This is a genomic window from Aeromicrobium duanguangcaii (genome assembly GCF_024508295.1).
Classification (GTDB): domain Bacteria; phylum Actinomycetota; class Actinomycetes; order Propionibacteriales; family Nocardioidaceae; genus Aeromicrobium; species Aeromicrobium duanguangcaii.
Genome location: NZ_CP101990.1, coordinates 1,205,826 through 1,221,555, shown reverse-complemented (window position 1 = coordinate 1,221,555; position 15,730 = coordinate 1,205,826). Strand labels below are relative to the sequence as shown.

The 15,730-nt window shown below is 72.5% G+C and carries 19 protein-coding genes; 5 read left to right on the top strand and 14 right to left on the bottom strand.

The features are described from left to right. Nucleotides 1-7: 7 nt before the first annotated feature. Entirely contained in the window at nucleotides 8-823 is an 816-nt protein-coding gene (trpC, locus tag NP095_RS06200; RefSeq protein ID WP_232416842.1) for an indole-3-glycerol phosphate synthase TrpC, read from the bottom strand. A gap of 152 nt (nucleotides 824-975) precedes the next feature. Here trpC and NP095_RS06195 point away from each other — a divergent pair, with 152 nt between their 5' ends. After that, nucleotides 976-1,833 (top strand): hypothetical protein, encoded by an 858-nt coding sequence (locus NP095_RS06195; RefSeq protein WP_232416843.1) that lies wholly within the window; start codon nucleotides 976-978, stop codon nucleotides 1,831-1,833. Nucleotides 1,834-1,887: 54 nt separating this feature from the next. After that, nucleotides 1,888-2,226, top strand: a complete 339-nt coding sequence (locus tag NP095_RS06190; RefSeq protein WP_232416844.1) for a DUF4190 domain-containing protein — start codon at nucleotides 1,888-1,890, stop codon at nucleotides 2,224-2,226. A gap of 25 nt (nucleotides 2,227-2,251) precedes the next feature. Here the strand turns inward: NP095_RS06190 and NP095_RS06185 are convergent, their stop codons facing one another. From NP095_RS06185 to hisF, 7 genes are read right to left on the bottom strand one after another with little or no spacing between them, the layout of a single operon-like run. After that, nucleotides 2,252-2,635 carry a DUF2752 domain-containing protein gene (locus tag NP095_RS06185; RefSeq protein WP_232416845.1) on the bottom strand — a complete coding sequence of 128 codons (384 nt, stop codon included), beginning with the start codon at nucleotides 2,633-2,635 and terminating at the stop codon, nucleotides 2,252-2,254. 41 nt (nucleotides 2,636-2,676) lie between these two features. Further along, nucleotides 2,677-2,877, bottom strand: a complete 201-nt coding sequence (locus tag NP095_RS06180) for an HGxxPAAW family protein (RefSeq protein ID WP_232416846.1) — start codon at nucleotides 2,875-2,877, stop codon at nucleotides 2,677-2,679. Nucleotides 2,878-2,931: 54 nt separating this feature from the next. Then, nucleotides 2,932-3,483, bottom strand: coding sequence for a Trp biosynthesis-associated membrane protein (locus NP095_RS06175; protein ID WP_232416847.1), 552 nt, complete (start codon nucleotides 3,481-3,483; stop codon nucleotides 2,932-2,934). Beyond that, nucleotides 3,480-3,818, bottom strand: a complete 339-nt coding sequence (hisI, locus tag NP095_RS06170; RefSeq protein WP_232416848.1) for a phosphoribosyl-AMP cyclohydrolase — start codon at nucleotides 3,816-3,818, stop codon at nucleotides 3,480-3,482. Before hisI ends, NP095_RS06175 begins: the two co-directional genes overlap by 4 nt. Nucleotides 3,819-3,856: 38 nt before the next feature. Further along, complete coding sequence (locus NP095_RS06165) at nucleotides 3,857-5,629, bottom strand: ABC transporter ATP-binding protein (RefSeq protein ID WP_232416849.1); 1,773 nt, start codon at nucleotides 5,627-5,629, stop codon at nucleotides 3,857-3,859. After that, nucleotides 5,622-7,433: an ABC transporter ATP-binding protein gene (locus NP095_RS06160; RefSeq protein WP_306173289.1), complete on the bottom strand. Its 1,812-nt coding sequence runs from the start codon at nucleotides 7,431-7,433 to the stop codon at nucleotides 5,622-5,624. Before NP095_RS06160 ends, NP095_RS06165 begins: the two co-directional genes overlap by 8 nt. Then, nucleotides 7,430-8,191 (bottom strand): imidazole glycerol phosphate synthase subunit HisF, encoded by a 762-nt coding sequence (hisF, locus tag NP095_RS06155; protein ID WP_249377888.1) that lies wholly within the window; start codon nucleotides 8,189-8,191, stop codon nucleotides 7,430-7,432. Before hisF ends, NP095_RS06160 begins: the two co-directional genes overlap by 4 nt. Before the next feature lie 4 nt (nucleotides 8,192-8,195). Here hisF and NP095_RS06150 point away from each other — a divergent pair, with 4 nt between their 5' ends. Continuing rightward, entirely contained in the window at nucleotides 8,196-8,870 is a 675-nt protein-coding gene (locus NP095_RS06150) for a hypothetical protein (protein WP_232416851.1), read from the top strand. Between the two features lie 3 nt (nucleotides 8,871-8,873). Here the strand turns inward: NP095_RS06150 and NP095_RS06145 are convergent, their stop codons facing one another. Both NP095_RS06145 and priA read right to left on the bottom strand, forming a co-directional pair. Then, nucleotides 8,874-9,401, bottom strand: a complete 528-nt coding sequence (locus NP095_RS06145; protein ID WP_232416852.1) for a DUF1707 SHOCT-like domain-containing protein — start codon at nucleotides 9,399-9,401, stop codon at nucleotides 8,874-8,876. Between the two features lie 2 nt (nucleotides 9,402-9,403). Further along, the gene (priA, locus tag NP095_RS06140; RefSeq protein WP_232416853.1) at nucleotides 9,404-10,126 is read right to left on the bottom strand and encodes a bifunctional 1-(5-phosphoribosyl)-5-((5-phosphoribosylamino)methylideneamino)imidazole-4-carboxamide isomerase/phosphoribosylanthranilate isomerase PriA; all 723 of its coding nucleotides are present in this window, start codon (nucleotides 10,124-10,126) and stop codon (nucleotides 9,404-9,406) included. Between the two features lie 41 nt (nucleotides 10,127-10,167). Between priA and NP095_RS06135 the strand changes: the two genes are divergently transcribed. Next, nucleotides 10,168-10,839 (top strand): YitT family protein, encoded by a 672-nt coding sequence (locus NP095_RS06135; RefSeq protein ID WP_232416854.1) that lies wholly within the window; start codon nucleotides 10,168-10,170, stop codon nucleotides 10,837-10,839. A 21-nt stretch (nucleotides 10,840-10,860) separates the two neighbouring features. Here NP095_RS06135 and hisH read toward each other — a convergent pair whose 3' ends face one another. From hisH to hisD, 4 genes are read right to left on the bottom strand one after another with little or no spacing between them, the layout of a single operon-like run. Next, nucleotides 10,861-11,505, bottom strand: coding sequence for an imidazole glycerol phosphate synthase subunit HisH (gene hisH, locus NP095_RS06130; protein ID WP_232416855.1), 645 nt, complete (start codon nucleotides 11,503-11,505; stop codon nucleotides 10,861-10,863). A gap of 22 nt (nucleotides 11,506-11,527) precedes the next feature. Continuing rightward, nucleotides 11,528-12,127 (bottom strand): imidazoleglycerol-phosphate dehydratase HisB, encoded by a 600-nt coding sequence (gene hisB / locus NP095_RS06125; RefSeq protein WP_232416856.1) that lies wholly within the window; start codon nucleotides 12,125-12,127, stop codon nucleotides 11,528-11,530. Then, nucleotides 12,124-13,203, bottom strand: coding sequence for a histidinol-phosphate transaminase (locus NP095_RS06120; protein WP_232416857.1), 1,080 nt, complete (start codon nucleotides 13,201-13,203; stop codon nucleotides 12,124-12,126). The genes hisB and NP095_RS06120 overlap by 4 nt, the downstream gene beginning before the upstream one ends. Continuing rightward, a complete protein-coding gene (gene hisD / locus NP095_RS06115; protein ID WP_232416858.1) occupies nucleotides 13,203-14,498 on the bottom strand; it encodes a histidinol dehydrogenase in 1,296 nt (431 codons plus the stop codon). Before hisD ends, NP095_RS06120 begins: the two co-directional genes overlap by 1 nt. A 39-nt stretch (nucleotides 14,499-14,537) precedes the next feature. On the opposite strand from hisD, the gene NP095_RS06110 reads away from it, so the two are divergent. Continuing rightward, the gene (locus tag NP095_RS06110; RefSeq protein WP_232416859.1) at nucleotides 14,538-15,725 is read left to right on the top strand and encodes a benzoate/H(+) symporter BenE family transporter; all 1,188 of its coding nucleotides are present in this window, start codon (nucleotides 14,538-14,540) and stop codon (nucleotides 15,723-15,725) included. Nucleotides 15,726-15,730 lie beyond the last annotated feature (5 nt).

Sequence of the window (15,730 nt, the reverse complement as noted above, 5' to 3'; positions counted from 1 at the left end):
CGCGATTTCAGCTCGGCTGCCATCGGTGCTGCAGGGCCGGGTGCTGGCCGGCAGCAACGAGGTCCGCGACGGTCGCGCGGGGGTCGTCGCCCTTCACGAGCGTCTCGCCGACCAACACCACATTGGCGCCGGAGCGGGCGTACTCGATGACGTCGTGCGGACCGCGCACGCCGGACTCGGCGACCTTGACCACCGAGTCGGGGATCCGCGGCGCGAGCCGCTCGAAGGTGCCCCGGTCGACCTCGAGGGTCTTGAGATTGCGCGCGTTGACGCCGATCAGGTCGGCATCGGCGTCGACGGCTCGCTCGACCTCGGCCTCGTCGTGGACCTCGACCAGCGGGGTCAGACCCATGGAGCGGGCCCGGTCGATGAGCGAGGACAGCGCGTTCTGGTCGAGGGCGGCCACGATGAGCAGGGCCATGTCGGCGCCGGCGGCGCGGGCCTCCCACAGCTGGTAGGAGGTCGTGATGAAGTCCTTGCGCAGCACCGGGACGTCGACGCGCGCCCGAACGGCGCGCAGGTCGGCGAGGGTGCCGTTGAAGCGGCGCTGCTCGGTGAGCACGCTGATGGCCGCGGCGCCGCCGGAGGCGTAGTCGCCCGCCAGCTCGGCCGGGTCCTTGATGTCGGCGAGCGCGCCCTTGCTCGGGCTCGCGCGCTTCACCTCGGCGATGACGGACACGCCATCGGAGCGGAAGGCCGGCATCGGGTCGAGAGCCGGCGGCTGCTTGGCCGCCTGCTGCTTGAGCTCATCCAGGCCGACCCGAGCCTGACGCTCGGCCAGGTCCTCGGCCGCGCCGGCGAGGATGTCGTCGAGTACGGACATCGCACTGTCCCTTCCCCTGTTCGGTCTCGGCTCCGAACTGACCTCCAGAGTATCGCCGCCGGCACGCAAAGCGGCACGCGCCCTCCGTTTCGGGACGGAACCGGCGTCGCCGGTCGGTGTACGTCGAGGCCGAAGATCCCTAGGCTCGCCTCATGTCGACCAACGAGCCGCCCACCGGACCCGAGCCGCAGGATCCGGACCAGCCGGTTCCCCCGCCGCCGCCGACCTACGGCAGCACGTCCTACCCGCCCCCGCCGCAGGATCCGCCCGGCGGGTCGGGCGGCTATCCCCCGCCCCCGGGTCAGTTCGGCGGCTACGGCTCCGGCGGGTACCCGCCCCCGCCCCCGGGCGGGCCCGGGTACGTCCAGCCGTTCAGCGCCCCGGACGCCATCTCGTACGGCTTCAACAAGTTCGGGGCCAACGCCGGACAGTGGCTGCTGGCGGGACTGGCGATCGTCGCCGTGTCCATCGTCTTCTCGATCCTCAGCTGGATCGTGCAGCCCGACGACCTGAGCGACAGCAACCCGTTCGCCGCCCTCAACTTCGGCGGAGCCGTGGTCAACCTGCTGTCGACCCTCGTCGGCTACCTCATCACGGCGTACGTCTATCGCGGCGCCCTGGACGAGACCGAGGGCCGTCGCTTCACCCTGTCGGGCCTGTTCGAGCGCGTGCCGGTCGGCAACGCCATCCTCACGTCGCTGCTGGTCTCCATCGGCGTCACGATCGGCCTGTTCCTGTGCATCGTGCCGGGCATCATCTTCGCGTTCCTGAGCTACTTCGCGCTGCTGTTCGTGGTGGACCGGAACGAGTCCCCGGTCGAGGCGATCAAGTCGAGCATCTCGCTGATCTCGGCGAACGTCGGGTCGTCCCTGGTGCTGGCGCTGCTGTCGATCCTGATCCTGATCGTCGGCACCTGCCTGTGCTTCATCGGCCTGTTCGTGGCGTACCCCGTCGTGGCCATCGCCACGGCGTACGCCTACAAGAGGTTCCAGAACCAGCCGGTTCTCTGACGACGGTCGGCGCGGCCGGGCCGGCGCCCGGCCGCGTCACCCTATGCTCGGCGCGTGACCAGCTATCCCCCGCCGCCCGGCGGCGCCTCGCCCTGGGGCTACGGCCAGGCCCAGCCCCAGGACAACCAGGCCGTGTGGGCCCTCGCGACAGCCATCATCAGCCTGCTCCTCAGCTGCTGCTGCGGGCTGTTCTCGATCGGCGGCGGGATCGCCGCGATCGTGCTGGCTCGCGGCGCGAGGGACCGGGCGCAGCAGCTGGCCGGCCCTCAGGCCGACACCACGATGGCGACGGCCGCGTTCTGGGTGGGCGTCGCGTCCATCGCCGTGGGAGTGCTGTCGATCGTCGTCAGCGTGGCGAGCATCGGACTCGACGTGTGGCTGAACGGCTGGTGACGGGCGAGTCAGGCGTGGGACTCGCTCAGGGAGCGAGCCAGGCGCCCCACGGCGTCAGCCGCACGACCCCGAAGGCGACGATCGCCAGTCCGCCGAGGGTGACGGTCCGCGCCGACCAGGTCAGGTAGGGCGCGGGGATCGCACGGGCCCGGCGCTGGAACCAGACCAGCCACGCCACGGCGGCCACGAGGAGCAGGCTGACGGCGACGAGGTTGCTGGAGACGGCTCCGGCGAGGTCACCGCGCGTCAGCAGGTTCATCGCCCGCAGACCGCCGCAGCCCGGGCAGGGCCGGCCGGTCAGGACGAGGAACGGACAGAATCCGTAGGCGCCGTCGACGTGCGGGTCGCGCACGTGCAGCAGGGCGAGCGCCCCCACCCCCGCCGCAGCGGCGAGGAGCGGGGCGCGCACCAGCCGACCGCGCGAGGCGGTCGGGGGCGAGACCGGGAGGGTCAGTGACCCTTCACCCGGTCGGAGCCGAATCCGGCGAGGCTCATGACCTTGCCCAGGGGCAGGGCGCCCACCGCGAGGACGACACCGATCGAGAAGACGACCCAGTTCGGCTCGGGGATCAGGCCGATCCCGCCGACGAGGAAGCCAGCGAGGCTGACGAGGACGGCGGTCCAGGCGGCCGGCGACGATCCGTGCGACATGCGGTGTGCTCCTAGCGATGCTGGGGGTGGTTCGGACGACAGCCTACTGGGTGGTCAGGCCGTCGGATCCACGCCGTCGTCCATCGCCTTCCACAGGTCGCTCGATTCGGGCTCGCGTGCGGCCGGCGTCTCGTACTTGCGGCCCATCGTGGCCCAGCGCGGACCCAGCCAGGCGACCAGGACCCCGGTGATCGCGATGAGCACGAAGCCCGCCACGGACAGCGCCTGGGCGGCGGTGGTGCTCCAGTCGACGGCGATGCCGGAGACGGCCGCCTCGTCGATGGCGCGGGCGCGGGCGGTGTCCATCGCGGAGTCGGTGGCGACCGACATGACGACACCGACCACGCCGGCGAGGGCGACGATCGCGCCGATGACCCGGCGCAGGCGGGGACCCGCCGCGAGGACTCCGGCGCCGGCGGCCATGGCGAGCATGGCCAGTCCGACGGCTCCGGGGACGACGTCGGACCCCGAGACCGCGAGATCCACCTCCGGCAGACCGGCCGCGGACACCGTCGCGCTGGCCCACGTCGCCCGGACGGCGGCCAGGGTGCCGCCGCCGACCGCCAGGAGCAGCAGCACCGAGGGCGCCAGCAGGTTGCGCCTCATGACAGCAGGTCCTCGTCGAAGCAGGTGGTCGCTCCGGTGTGGCACGCCGGACCGGTCTGGTCGACGACGACGAGCAGCGTGTCGCCGTCGCAGTCGAGCCGGACCTCGCGCACGCTCTGGGTGTGGCCGGACGTCTCGCCCTTGACCCAGTACTCGCCGCGGCTGCGGCTCCAGAACGTGGAACGGCCCGTGGTGAGCGTGCGGTGCAGCGCCTCGTCGTCCATCCAGCCGACCATCAGCACGGCCCGTGAGGTCGCGTCCTGCACGACGGCCGGCACGAGTCCGGCGGGGTCGCGCTTCAACCGTGCCGCGATCGCGGGATCCAAGGAAGTCACGCCTCCCAGTGTCTCAGGCGACCCGCCACGACCGGACGTCACGCCAACGAGGCCTGCGCCACCCAGGACGCGTGGAGCCGCGAGTAGACGCCGCCGGCCGCCACGAGGTCGCGGTGCCGGCCGTCCTCGACGAGCCGGCCCTGATCGAAGACGAGCACGCGGTCGGCGTTCTCGGCGGTCGACAGGCGGTGCGCGATGGTGACGCTCGTGCGGCCCTGGAGCAGCCGGTCGAGCGCCCGGGTGGCGCGCAGCTCGGTCTGCGGATCGACGGCGCTGGTGGCCTCGTCCAGGACGAGGAACGCCGGGTCGGCCAGCGCCGAACGCACGAGGGCGACCAGCTGGCGCTCCCCCGCCGACAGCGACTCGCCGCGCTGGCCCACGCGCGTGGCCAGGCCCTGCGGCAGCGCCGCGAACCAGTCGGCCAGGCCGAGCTGCTCGATGGCGTGCACGAGGTCCTCGTCGGTGGCGGTCCGCGATCCGTAGCGCAGGTTCTCGGCCAGCGTCGCGTCGAAGAGGAACCCCTCCTGGGGCACCATCAGCACGTGCCGGCGCAGGTCGTCGAATGGCACCCGCGAGATGTCGACGCCGCCGAGCAGGACCCGGCCCTCGGCGGGGTCCATCAGGCGGGTCAGCAGCTTCGCGAAGGTCGTCTTGCCCGAGCCGGTCTCGCCGACCACGGCGACCCGCTGCCGCGGCGCGATCGTCACGTCGACGTCGGCCAGGACGGTCGGGCCGTCGGGGTAGGCGAACGACACGTGGTCGAACCGCGCGTCGAGGTCGCCCTCGGGGAGGCGCTCGCCGCCCGGACCGGGGTCGACGACGTCGGCCGGAGTGTCCAGCAGGTCCAGGACCCGCCGCCACGACGAGATCGCGTTCTGGGCCTCGGAGATCACCTGGGTCGCCATCTGGGCCGGGCCGGTGAACAGGCCGACGAGGAACACGAACGCGACGATCGTGCCGACCGAGAGCTCGCCCACGACGCCCAGCCACACGCCGATGCCCAGGACCGCCGCGTTGGCGATGCCGGCGACCACGATGGCGGCGGAGAACGCCCCGGCGGTGATCGTCTGGGCTCGGATGTTGTTGCGGTAGTTCGCCCGCACGGCGATGTCGACGCGCTGCTGCGTCCGGTCCTCGATGCCGTAGGAGCGCACGACGGCCGCGCCCACGACGGGCTCGGCGATGACGGCGAGCATCTCGCCCACGCTGGCGCGCACGCGGTCGTAGGCACGCGACATCGCCCCGGCCAGCCAGCGCAGGCTCAGCGCCAGGGGGACGAAGCTGATCAGGACGACCAGCGTCAGCTGCCAGGACAGGAACGCCATGACGACCGTCGCGACCAGCATCTGACCGATGCTGACGATCATCATGATCCCGGTGAACTGCAGGAACTGGCTGATCTGGTCGACGTCGGAGGTCACGCGCGAGACGAGCGAGCCGCGGCGCTGGGTGTTCTGGGTCAGCATCGACAGGTCGTGCACGTGCCGGAACGCCGCGACGCGCAGGTTGGCCAGCCCGCGCTCGCTGGCGGTGAAGATCCGCACCTTGGACCAGTAGCCCGTGGCGGCGATCGCGACCATCAGCACCGCGGCGATGACCACGTAGCGCGTGATGGTGGAGGTCTGGACGTCGCCGGAGCCGAAGCCGTCGTCGAGGGCCGACCGGACGACGATGGGCACCAGCGAGCCACCGGCCGTGCTGATCAGCGCCAGGATCATGGTCAGCCAGAGGCCCTCGGTGATCTCGGGGTTGTGACGCATGCCCCGCAGCAGGACGGCGACGCCGCCCTCGCGCTCGGGTGTCTCACTCATGGTCGACCTCCTCACGGGCCTGGTCGTACGCGTCGACGAGATTCCGGTAGGCCTCCGACCGGTCGCGCAGTTCCGCGTCGGTGCCGTGATCGGCAACGTGACCGCCCTCGAGGAAGACGACCTCGTCGGCCAGCGCGATGGTGGCCTTGCGGTAGGCGACCACGACGGTCGTCGGCGACCCGTCGCGGTCGGCCAGCGCCCGCAGGATCCGCTGCTCGACCTCGGGGTCGAGCGCGCTCGTGGCGTCGTCCATGACCAGCACGCGCGGGTCGCGGACCAGGGCGCGCGCCAGGGCCAGCCGCTGGCGTTGTCCACCGGAGAGCGAGGTGCCCCGCTCCCCCAGCTCGGTGTCGAGGCCGGCGGGCAGCGCAGCCACGAAACGGTCGGCCTGCACGATGCGCAGGACCTCCCACACCCGCTCGTCGGGGACGTCGAGGTCCAGCGCGACGTTGGCGCGCACGGTGTCGTCGAACAGGAACGTCGACTGCGGGACGAGCGCGACCGCCCGGGTCAGCTCGTGCTGCGACAGCTCGCGAGCGTCGATCCCTCCCACGAGGACCGCGCCGGAGTCGGGATCGACCAGCCGGGTCACGAGCGACGCCAGCGTGCTCTTGCCGCTGCCGGTGCCGCCGACGATCGCCGTGACGGTGCCCGCCGGCACCGTGAACGAGATGTCGCGCAGGACGGCCGTGTCGGGCTCGTCGGGGTGGCTGTAGTCGAGGTCCTCGACGGTCAGGTCGACCGGTCCCCTGCCGGGGACGCCGGCCGTGCCGTAGTCCATCGCCTCGTCCTCGTCGATGACGCGCGAGACGCGATCCCAGCCGACCACGGCACGGGGCAGCTCGCCCAGCACCCAGCCGAAGGAGCGGATCTGCATGCCGATGACGGTGAAGAGGTACGCGACCTGGACGACGTCGCCCGCGTCGGCCGCGCCGGACCGCACGCGCAGCGCGCCGATCAGCACGACCGCCAGAACGGCCAGGTTCGGCAGCATCTCGATCACGGGGTCGAAGACGGCGCGGATGCGTCCGATCGCGATCGCGGCGTCGCGCAGGCGCTCGCTGGCGGCGCGGAAGCGGTCCGTCTCGTCGGCCTCGCGGCCCAGCGACTTGACCACCAGGGCGCCGTCGAACGACTCGTGCGCGACGGTCGAGACGTCACCGCGCAGGCTCTGGGCCATGGCGATCCGCGGACCCTGGGCCCGCTGGTAGACCGCGTTCGCCACGAAGAGCAGCGGGATCACGACCAGGCCGACGAGCGTGAGCACGGGGTCGGCCAGCACCATCGTCGCGATCGCGGCCACGAGCATCGCGATCGTGCCCAGCGCCATCGGCAGCGGCATGAACACCGACCACGTCGCCTCGACGTCGGCGTTGGCGTTGCTGAGCAGCTGGCCGGCGGGATGGCGGTGGTGCCAGCGCAACGGCAGCTGCAGGTAGCGACGGGTGACGCGCAGCCGGTCGTCGCGCACGAGGCGGTAGAAGACGACGCCGCCGAGCAGGCGCCGGCCGACGACGCCGACGGTGCGCAGCAGGGCGGCCAGCAGGAACAGTCCGATGCCGGCCCACAGGGTCGACCACGTGATCGAGGCGGCCTCGACCGACGGGGTGATGACGTGATCGGTGGCCCAGCCCAGGACCCAGGCGTCGGCGACGGTCATGACGCCGAAGAGCAGGGAGGCCAACGCGGCCCACGTGAACATGAGCCGCTGGCGCATGATGCCGCGGCCGACGACGGCGAAGCCGCGTCGGGTCAGGTTCTCGGTGCCACCGCCCCCGAGGGAGTCCAGGATCGGGGTGGTCACCGGACCACGTGTCCCGCGGCTCGCAGCGTCTCCTTCACCGCGGGGATCGTCAGCGAGCCGAAATGGAAGACGCTGGCGGCCAGCACCGCGTCGGCGCCGGCCTCGACGGCCGGCGGGAAGTGCTCGAGTCTGCCGGCACCGCCGCTGGCGATGAGGGGAACGTCGGTGACGCCGCGCACGGCGCGGATCATCTCGAGGTCGAACCCGGCCTGCGTGCCGTCGGCGTCCATCGAGTTGAGCAGGACCTCGCCCACGCCGAGCTCACTGGCACGCCGCACCCACTCGATCGCGTCGATGCCGGCCGAGCGGCGGCCGCCGTGGGTGGTCACCTCGAACCCGCTGGGCTGATCGTCTGCACGTCGAGCGTCAACGCTGAGCACGAGCACCTGATTCCCGAAGCGGTGCGCGATCTCGGCGATGACCTCGGGTCTGGCGATGGCGGCGGTGTTGATGCCGACCTTGTCGGCGCCGGCCCGCAACAGCCGGTCGACGTCCTCGACCGTGCGCACGCCACCGCCCACCGTCAGCGGGATGAAGACCTGCTCGGCGGTGCGGCCCACGATGTCGAACGTCGTGGAACGGTCGCTGCTGGAGGCGGTGATGTCGAGGAAGGTCAGCTCGTCGGCGCCCTCGGCGTCATAGACGCGGGCCATCTCGACGGGATCGCCCGCATCACGCAGGTCGACGAAGTTCACACCCTTGACGACTCGGCCGCCGTCCACGTCCAAACAGGGGATCACACGGACAGCTAGGCTCACGCGCATGAGCGTAGTCCGTGGGTCCCACGTCCGGTCGAGCCGCCTGTGGGTGGTCGCGGTGACGACAGCGCTGACCCTCGCGGCCTGCTCCGACTCCCCCGACGAGGAGCCCTCGCCGACGCCGAGCAGCCCGTCCGCGACCGCGTCGCCCAGCGCGACGGCGACCCCGACCACCGAGTCCCCCACCACGGAGCCGACGGCGGCACTGCCCGCCCTGGCCGAGCTCGTGGTGGCCCCCGGGCGCGTGGGTCCCGCGGCGGTGGGGATGTCTCGCGACGAGGCCCTGGAGACCGGGCTGTTCGAGGCCGACGCGCAGGTCCCGGGCGAGGACTGCGGCCGCGTCGCGCCGCTCGCCTGGAAGCCCGAGTACGCGTCGTCCCTGGACGTGCTGGCCCGCGAGGACGGCACGATCGTCTCCCTCGGGGTTCGCGGCGAGCAGCCGCGCACGGCCGACGGCCTCGGGGTCGGCAGCACGCTGCGCCAGGTCTCGGGCGTGCACGAGACCGCCGAGCTGACCGAGGCCGGCTACGGCCAGACGGGCGTGTTCGTGACCGAGGGCGACCGCTGGCTGGGCTACCTGTTCGACGCCGACCCCGACGAGGTCGGCCCGAAGGACAAGGTCGTGCTGGTCGAGGTCACGCAGGGCACGAGGCCCGACCTCATGCGCGACGGCTGCTGAGCCTCAGCCCTCGGGGTCCTCGGACTCGTCCTTGCGGCGCCGTCGCTCCAGGCGCCGCGCGATCTTGCGCTCGTGCCGCTCGATGAGCTCGCCGCGGTTCGCCACCTTCATGAACCAGCCGGCCCCCACGGCCAGCATCGGGAACACCGGCCAGAAGAAGTACGGGTCGCCCCCGTAGATGCTGGTGGCGCCCCAGATCCCGGTGGTGATGGTGCCGACCGTCAGGAAGCCGTTGCGGGCCTCGCGCGCCTCACGGCGGTACCGGCGCACCGCTTCGTCGTGGACCGACAGCGTCGCCGGAACGGGTGCCTCCAGGTCCTGCAGCAGCGGCGCGAACTCGCCCAACAGGGCGGCCGCGAGCGCGGCATGGGACCTGCGGTCGAACTCGGCGCGGTCGAGCCGCCCGTCGGCGAAGGCCTCGCGCAGCGCCTCGACCGCGGTCTCACGGTCGCCGTCGGAGGCGCGGACGCCGGCCACCTCGGCGCGACGCGGATCGGCGCTGAAGCCGTCCCACCGCACCACGCCGGTCACGACTACTCCGCGACCGCGCTCAGGGCGTCGGGCAGGGTGAAGGCCCCGGCGTACAGGGCCTTGCCGACGATCGCGCCCTCGACGCCGATGTCGGCGAGCGAGGCGATCGCGCGCAGGTCGTCCAGGCTCGAGACGCCGCCCGAGGCGACGACCGGCTTGTCGGTCTGCTCGCAGACCTGGCGCAGCAGCTCCAGGTTGGGGCCGGACAGCGTGCCGTCCTTGGTGACGTCGGTGACGACGTAGCGGGCACAGCCGTCGGCGTCGAGGCGGGCCAGGGTCTCGAAGAGGTCGCCGCCCTCCTTCACCCAGCCGCGCGCGGCCAGGGTGCGCCCGCGGACGTCGAGGCCCACGGCGATCCGGTCGCCGTAACGCGCGATCGCCGACCGGCACCAGTCCGGGTCCTCGATCGCGGCGGTGCCCAGGTTGACCCGCCGGCAGCCCGTGGCCATCGCCGCGTCGAGCGACGCGTCGTCGCGGATGCCGCCGGAGAGCTCGACGTCGATGTCGAGGCGTCCGATCACGTCCGCCAACAGCTCGCGGTTGCTGCCCTTCCCGAAGGCCGCGTCGAGGTCGACCAGATGGACCCACTCGGCTCCGTCGGCCTGCCACTGCAGCGCGGCGTCGAGCGGGGATCCGTAGGAGGTCTCGCTGCCGAGCTCGCCCTGGACCAGGCGCACGGCCTTGCCCTCGGCGACGTCGACGGCGGGAAGCAGTTCGAGAGTCACCCCGCGATCGTATCCATCACCCTCCGTAGAGTGGTCAGGCCATGAACGACAGCGCACCGCACCACCCGTCCCACGACACCGCCGACACTCCCGACGTCCCCGACACCGAGCCGAGCGCCGTCACCCTGCCCCACACCGCGGCCGAGGACGTGCTGGGCGTCCTCACCGGGACGTGGCTGGCCTCGCTCGGCCTGCACCTGCTGCACGAGGCGCACGCCGTGACGGGCGGCACCGCCGGCCTGTCCCTGCTGGTGACCTACGCCGCGCCGTACTCGCTGTCGCTCGTGCTGGTCCTGGTGAACCTGCCCTTCTTCGCCCTCGCGCTGTGGAAGAAGGGCTGGCAGTTCACGCTGCGGTCCGCGATCGCGGTCGGCCTGCTGTCGGCCTTCACGGCGCTGCACGGCGAGATGATCCCCTCGCCGGGACTGGAGCCGGTCTACGGCGTCCTGACCGGCAACATCCTGGCCGGTGTGGGCATCCTCATCCTGTTCCGCCACGGGTCCAGCCTCGGCGGCTTCAGCGTCCTGGCGCTGATCGCCCAGGAGCGGGCCGGGCTGCGCGCCGGGTACGTCCAGATGGCGCTCGACGTGCTCGTGGTCGTCGCCGCCCTGCTGGTCGTGCCGTGGGACAACGTCCTGCTGTCCGCGGCGGGCGCGGTCGTGCTGAACCTCATCCTGGCCTTCAACCACCGCCCGGAGCGCTACCGCGCCTGACCGGGCCGCGGGGGCCCGGTCTCAGAGGGTCGCGATCCAGTTCTCGAGCAGCCGGCGACCGGCGTCGCCGGACTTCTCGGGGTGGAACTGCGTCGCCCACAGCGGACCGTGCTCGACGGCCGCGACGAACCGGTCGCCGCCGTACTGCGTCCACGTGACGCCCGGCGCCTTGAAGGCCGTGCCCTCGGCGTCGAGCTGCCACTCGCGCACCCCGTAGGAGTGCACGAAGTAGAAGCGCTCGTCCTCGATGCCGGCGAACATCGCCGAGTCGGCGGGCGGCTCGACGGTGTCCCAGCCCATGTGCGGCACGATCGGCGCCTGGAGCTTCTCGACCGTGCCGGGCCACTCGCCGCAGCCGGTGCTGCGGACCCCGTGCTCGATGCCCTCGGCGAAGAGGATCTGCATGCCGACGCAGATGCCCAGGACCGGACGACCCGCGATCAGGCGACGCTCGATGATGCGCTCGCCGTCGACCTCGCGCAGGCCGCGCATGCACGCCTCGAAGGCGCCGACGCCGGGCACGAGCAGGCCGTCGGCGTGCTCGGCGACCTTGGCGTCGGAGGTCAGCTGGACCTCGACGCCCCGCGACTCGCCGGCGCGCTCGACGGCGCGCACGGCGGAGCGCAGGTTGCCCGATCCGTAGTCCAGGACCGCGACGGTGGTCATGCTCGTGCTCCGCTCACACGCGTCACAACGCGCCCTTGGTCGAGGGGATTCCCGTCTCGCGGGGATCCGGCTCGACGGCGGCGCGCATCGCCCGCGCCAGCGCCTTGAACTGGCACTCGGCGATGTGGTGCGGATCGCGGCCCGCCAGCAGGGTCATGTGCATCGTGATGCCCGCGTGGTGCGCGATCGACTCGAAGACGTGCGACGTCAGCGAGCCGATGTAGGAGCCGCCGATGATCGCGGTGATCTGACGCTCGGGCTCGCCGGTGTGCACGAAGTACGGACGCCCGGAGACGTCCACGACGCACTGGGCGATGGCCTCGTCGAGCGGGACCGTCGCGTTGCCGTAGCGGCGGATGCCGGCCTTGTCGCCGAGCGCCTCGCCGATGGCCTCGCCGATGCAGATCGCGGTGTCCTCGACGGTGTGGTGCGCGTCGATGTGCAGGTCGCCCTCGGACCGGACCGTGAGGTCGATCAGCGAGTGGCGGCTGAACGCGGTGAGCATGTGGTCGTAGAAGCCGACGCCGGTGCTGATCTCGTGCCGGCCCGTGCCGTCCAGGTCCACCTCGACGACGACGTGCGACTCCGAGGTCTTCCGCTCGATCCGTGCCGTCCTGCTCATCGTGGATCCACCTCCATCAGCGCGGTGCGAAACGCCCGCATCTCGTCCGGGGTGCCGATCGACACCCGGAGCCAACCGTCGGGCCCGACCTCACGGATCAGGACCCCTCGATCGACCAAACCCTCCCACACCGCGTGACGATCGGTGAAATGCCCGAACAGCACGAAGTTCGCGTCGGACGCGGCGACGTCGTACCCGCGGTCGGCCAGCCAGGCCGAGGTCTCGTCGCGCGTGCTGCGCAGCTCGTCGACCCGCGCGAGCAGCTCGTCGGTGTGCCGCAGGGCGCCGAGCGCCGTCGCCTGCGTGACGGCCGACAGGTGGTACGGCAGTCGCACGATGCGCAGCGCGTCGACGATCGCCGGATCGGCGGCCAGGTAGCCCAGCCGCCCACCGGCCAGCGCGAAGGCCTTGCTCATCGTGCGCGTGACGATCAGGCGCGGCTGCTCGTCCAGCAGCTCCAGGGCCGTCGGAGTGCCGGCGCGGCGGAACTCCGCGTACGCCTCGTCCACCACGACCACGCCGGGCGCGACCTTCAAGACGGCGTTCAGCTCGTCCGCGCCGAGCGCCGTGCCCGTCGGGTTGTTGGGCGACGTCAGGAAGACGACGTCGGGCTGCTCGGCCTCGATCAGCGCGACGGCCGCCGGGACGTCGATCGCGAAGTCCTCACGGCGGCGTCCCGCCACCCAGCGGGTGTGGGTGTTGCGCGCGTACTCGGGGTACATCGAGTAGGTCGGCGCGAACGACAGCACCGTGCGACCGGGCCCGCCGAACGCCTGCAGGATCTGCTGCATGACCTCGTTCGAGCCGTTGGCGGCCCAGACGTGCGCCGCCGTGAGCCCGTGGCCCAGGTAGCCCGCCAGCGCCTCGCGCAGGGCCGTGGCCTCGCGGTCGGGGTACCGGTTCAGCTCGAGCGCGGCCTGCCGCACCGCCTCGGCGATGTCGGCCGCGGCCTCGGGGCTGGGGCCGTACGGGTTCTCGTTCGTGTTGAGTCGCACCGGCACGTCGATCTGCGGGGCGCCGTACGGCTCCTCGCCGCGCAGCTCCTCACGAATCGGCACCCACGACGGAATGCTCATCACGCGCGGTCCAGCCGGACCGTGACGGCCGCGCCGTGCGACGGCAGGTCCTCGGCCTCGGCCAGCGTGACGACCCGGTCGCCGACGTCGCGCAGCGCGGCCTCGGAGTACGTCACGACGTGCATGTTCTTCAGGAACGCGCGCACGGACAGGCCCGAGGAGTGGCAGGCGCACCCGGCGGTGGGCAGCACGTGGTTCGAGCCGGCGGTGTAGTCGCCCAGCGAGACCGGCGCGAAGGAGCCGACGAAGACGGCGCCGGCGTTGACGATCCGGCCGGCGACGCCCGCCGCGTCCGCGGTCTGGATCTCGAGGTGCTCGGCGGCGTAGGCATTGGCGACGTCGACCCCCTGGTCGACGTCACGCACCAGCACGGTGGCGGACTGCTGACCGGCCAGGGCGGTGCGGATGCGCTCCTCGTGACGCGCGGTGGGCACCTGTCGCTCGAGCTCGGCGTCGACGGCGTCGGCCAGCTCGAGCGAGTCCGTGATCAGCACGGCGGCGGCGAGCGGATCGTGCTCGGCCTGGCTGATGAGGTCGGCGGCGACGAACTCGGGATCGGCCGTGGAGTCCGCGACGATCGCGATCTCGGTGGGGCCGGCCTCGGCGTCGATCGCCACGACGCCCTGCAGGTGGCGCTTCGCAGCGGCCACGAAGATGTTGCCCGGCCCGGTCACGAGGTTGACCGCCTCGTTCTCCTGCGTGCCGTAGGCGAGCATCGCCAAGGCCTGGGCGCCACCGGCGGCGTAGACCTCGTCGATGCCCAGGCGCGCGCACGCTGCCAGGATCGTCGGGTGCGGGAGGCCACCGAACTCGGCCTGCGGCGGGCTGGCGAGCGCGATGCCCGGCACCCCGGCGACCTGCGCGGGGACGGCGTTCATGATGACGGTGCTGACCAGCGGCGCGAGGCCGCCGGGGACGTAGAGGCCGACGCGCTGCATCGGGACGATCCGGCGCTCGACCGTGGCGCCCGGGGCGACATCCACGGACACCGAGCGCTCGAGCTCGGCCTCGCACGTGAGCCGCAGCCGCGTGATCGACTCGTCGATCGCGGCCAGCACGGCCGGGTCGACGTCGGCGAGCGCCTGCTTCAGCGCCTCGGCGGGCACGCGGAGCCGCTCGGGGCGCACCCCGTCGAACCGCTCACCCGCGTCGAGGACGGCCTCGGCGCCGCGGTCGCGGACGTCGTCGCAGATCGGCACGACGGCCGCGAGCGCATGCTCGACGTCGACCTCCGCGCGGGGAACCGCATCGCGGTATCCGTCGGTCTGGTCACGCAGGTCGAGTCGTCTGAGCACCCCCCAAGTCTAGGTCGCACGATGGCCTAGCCTCACAGCGTGTCCCCCTCCCCCGCGGCCCACGACCGGCTGCAGCCGGTCACCGCCGGAGTCGTGACGGCCCTCGTGGGCTTCACGTCGTCGTTCGCGGTCGTGCTGGCGGGGTTACGCGCTGTCGGCGCGACGGAGTCGCAGGCCGCCAGCGGGCTGTTCGCGCTGACGGTCGGGTTCGGCCTGCTGATCATCGCGCTGGCCCTGACCCACCGCGTCCCCGTCACCCTGGCGTGGTCCACGCCCGGAGCGGCCCTGCTGGTCTCCACCGGAGGCGTGGACGGCGGATGGTCGGCCGCGGTCGGCGCCTTCGTCCTCACCGGTGTGCTCATCGCGCTGATCGGCGCGATCCCGTTCCTGGGCGCCCTCGTGGCGCGGATCCCCGCGGAGATCGCGCAGGCGATGCTGGCCGGCATCCTGCTGCCGCTGTGCCTGGCTCCCTTCCTCTCACTGGCCGACTCCCCCGGCCACGTCGCACCGGTCATCGTCACGTGGCTGGTCGTGAGCCGGGTCCGGCCCCGCTGGGCGGTGCCCGCAGCCTTGCTGGTCGCCGTGGCGGCGATCGCGGTCTCGGTGCAGCGGTCCGGCCGGGCGTTCGACACGAGCGCCCTGGCGCCGACCCTGGAGTGGACCACGCCGACGTGGACCTGGTCGGCGATCGTCGGGATCGCGATCCCACTCACGATCGTCACGATGGCGTCGCAGAACCTGCCGGGGGCGGCGGTCCTGCGCAGCTTCGGGTTCGCGGTGCCGTGGCGCTCCTGCGTTGTCGCGACGGGGCTCGGCACCGCGATCGTGGCGCCGTTCGGAGGTCATGCCATGAACCTCGCGGCGTTGTCCGCGGCCCTGGCCGCCGGCGACGAGGCAGGGCCTCGCGAGCGACGGTGGCTCGCGGCGGTCTCGGCCGGTGTCGGCTACCTGGTCATCGCGGGCGCGGCGGGGATCGTGGTCGCCCTGGCCGCGGCGGCGCCGGCCGGGATCATCGAGGCGGTCGCCGGTCTGGCCCTCGTCGGCGCGCTCGTGGCGTCGCTGCAGGGGGCGCTGGCCGCACCCCGCCACCGCACCAGCGCGGGCGTCACGGTCCTGTTCGCGGCCTCGGGGGTGACCCTGCTGTCCGTGGGATCGGCGTTCTGGGCTCTGCTGCTGGGACTGATCGTTCGCGCCGTGTTGGAGCGCAGAGACCCCGATCACAGGTAGCCTCG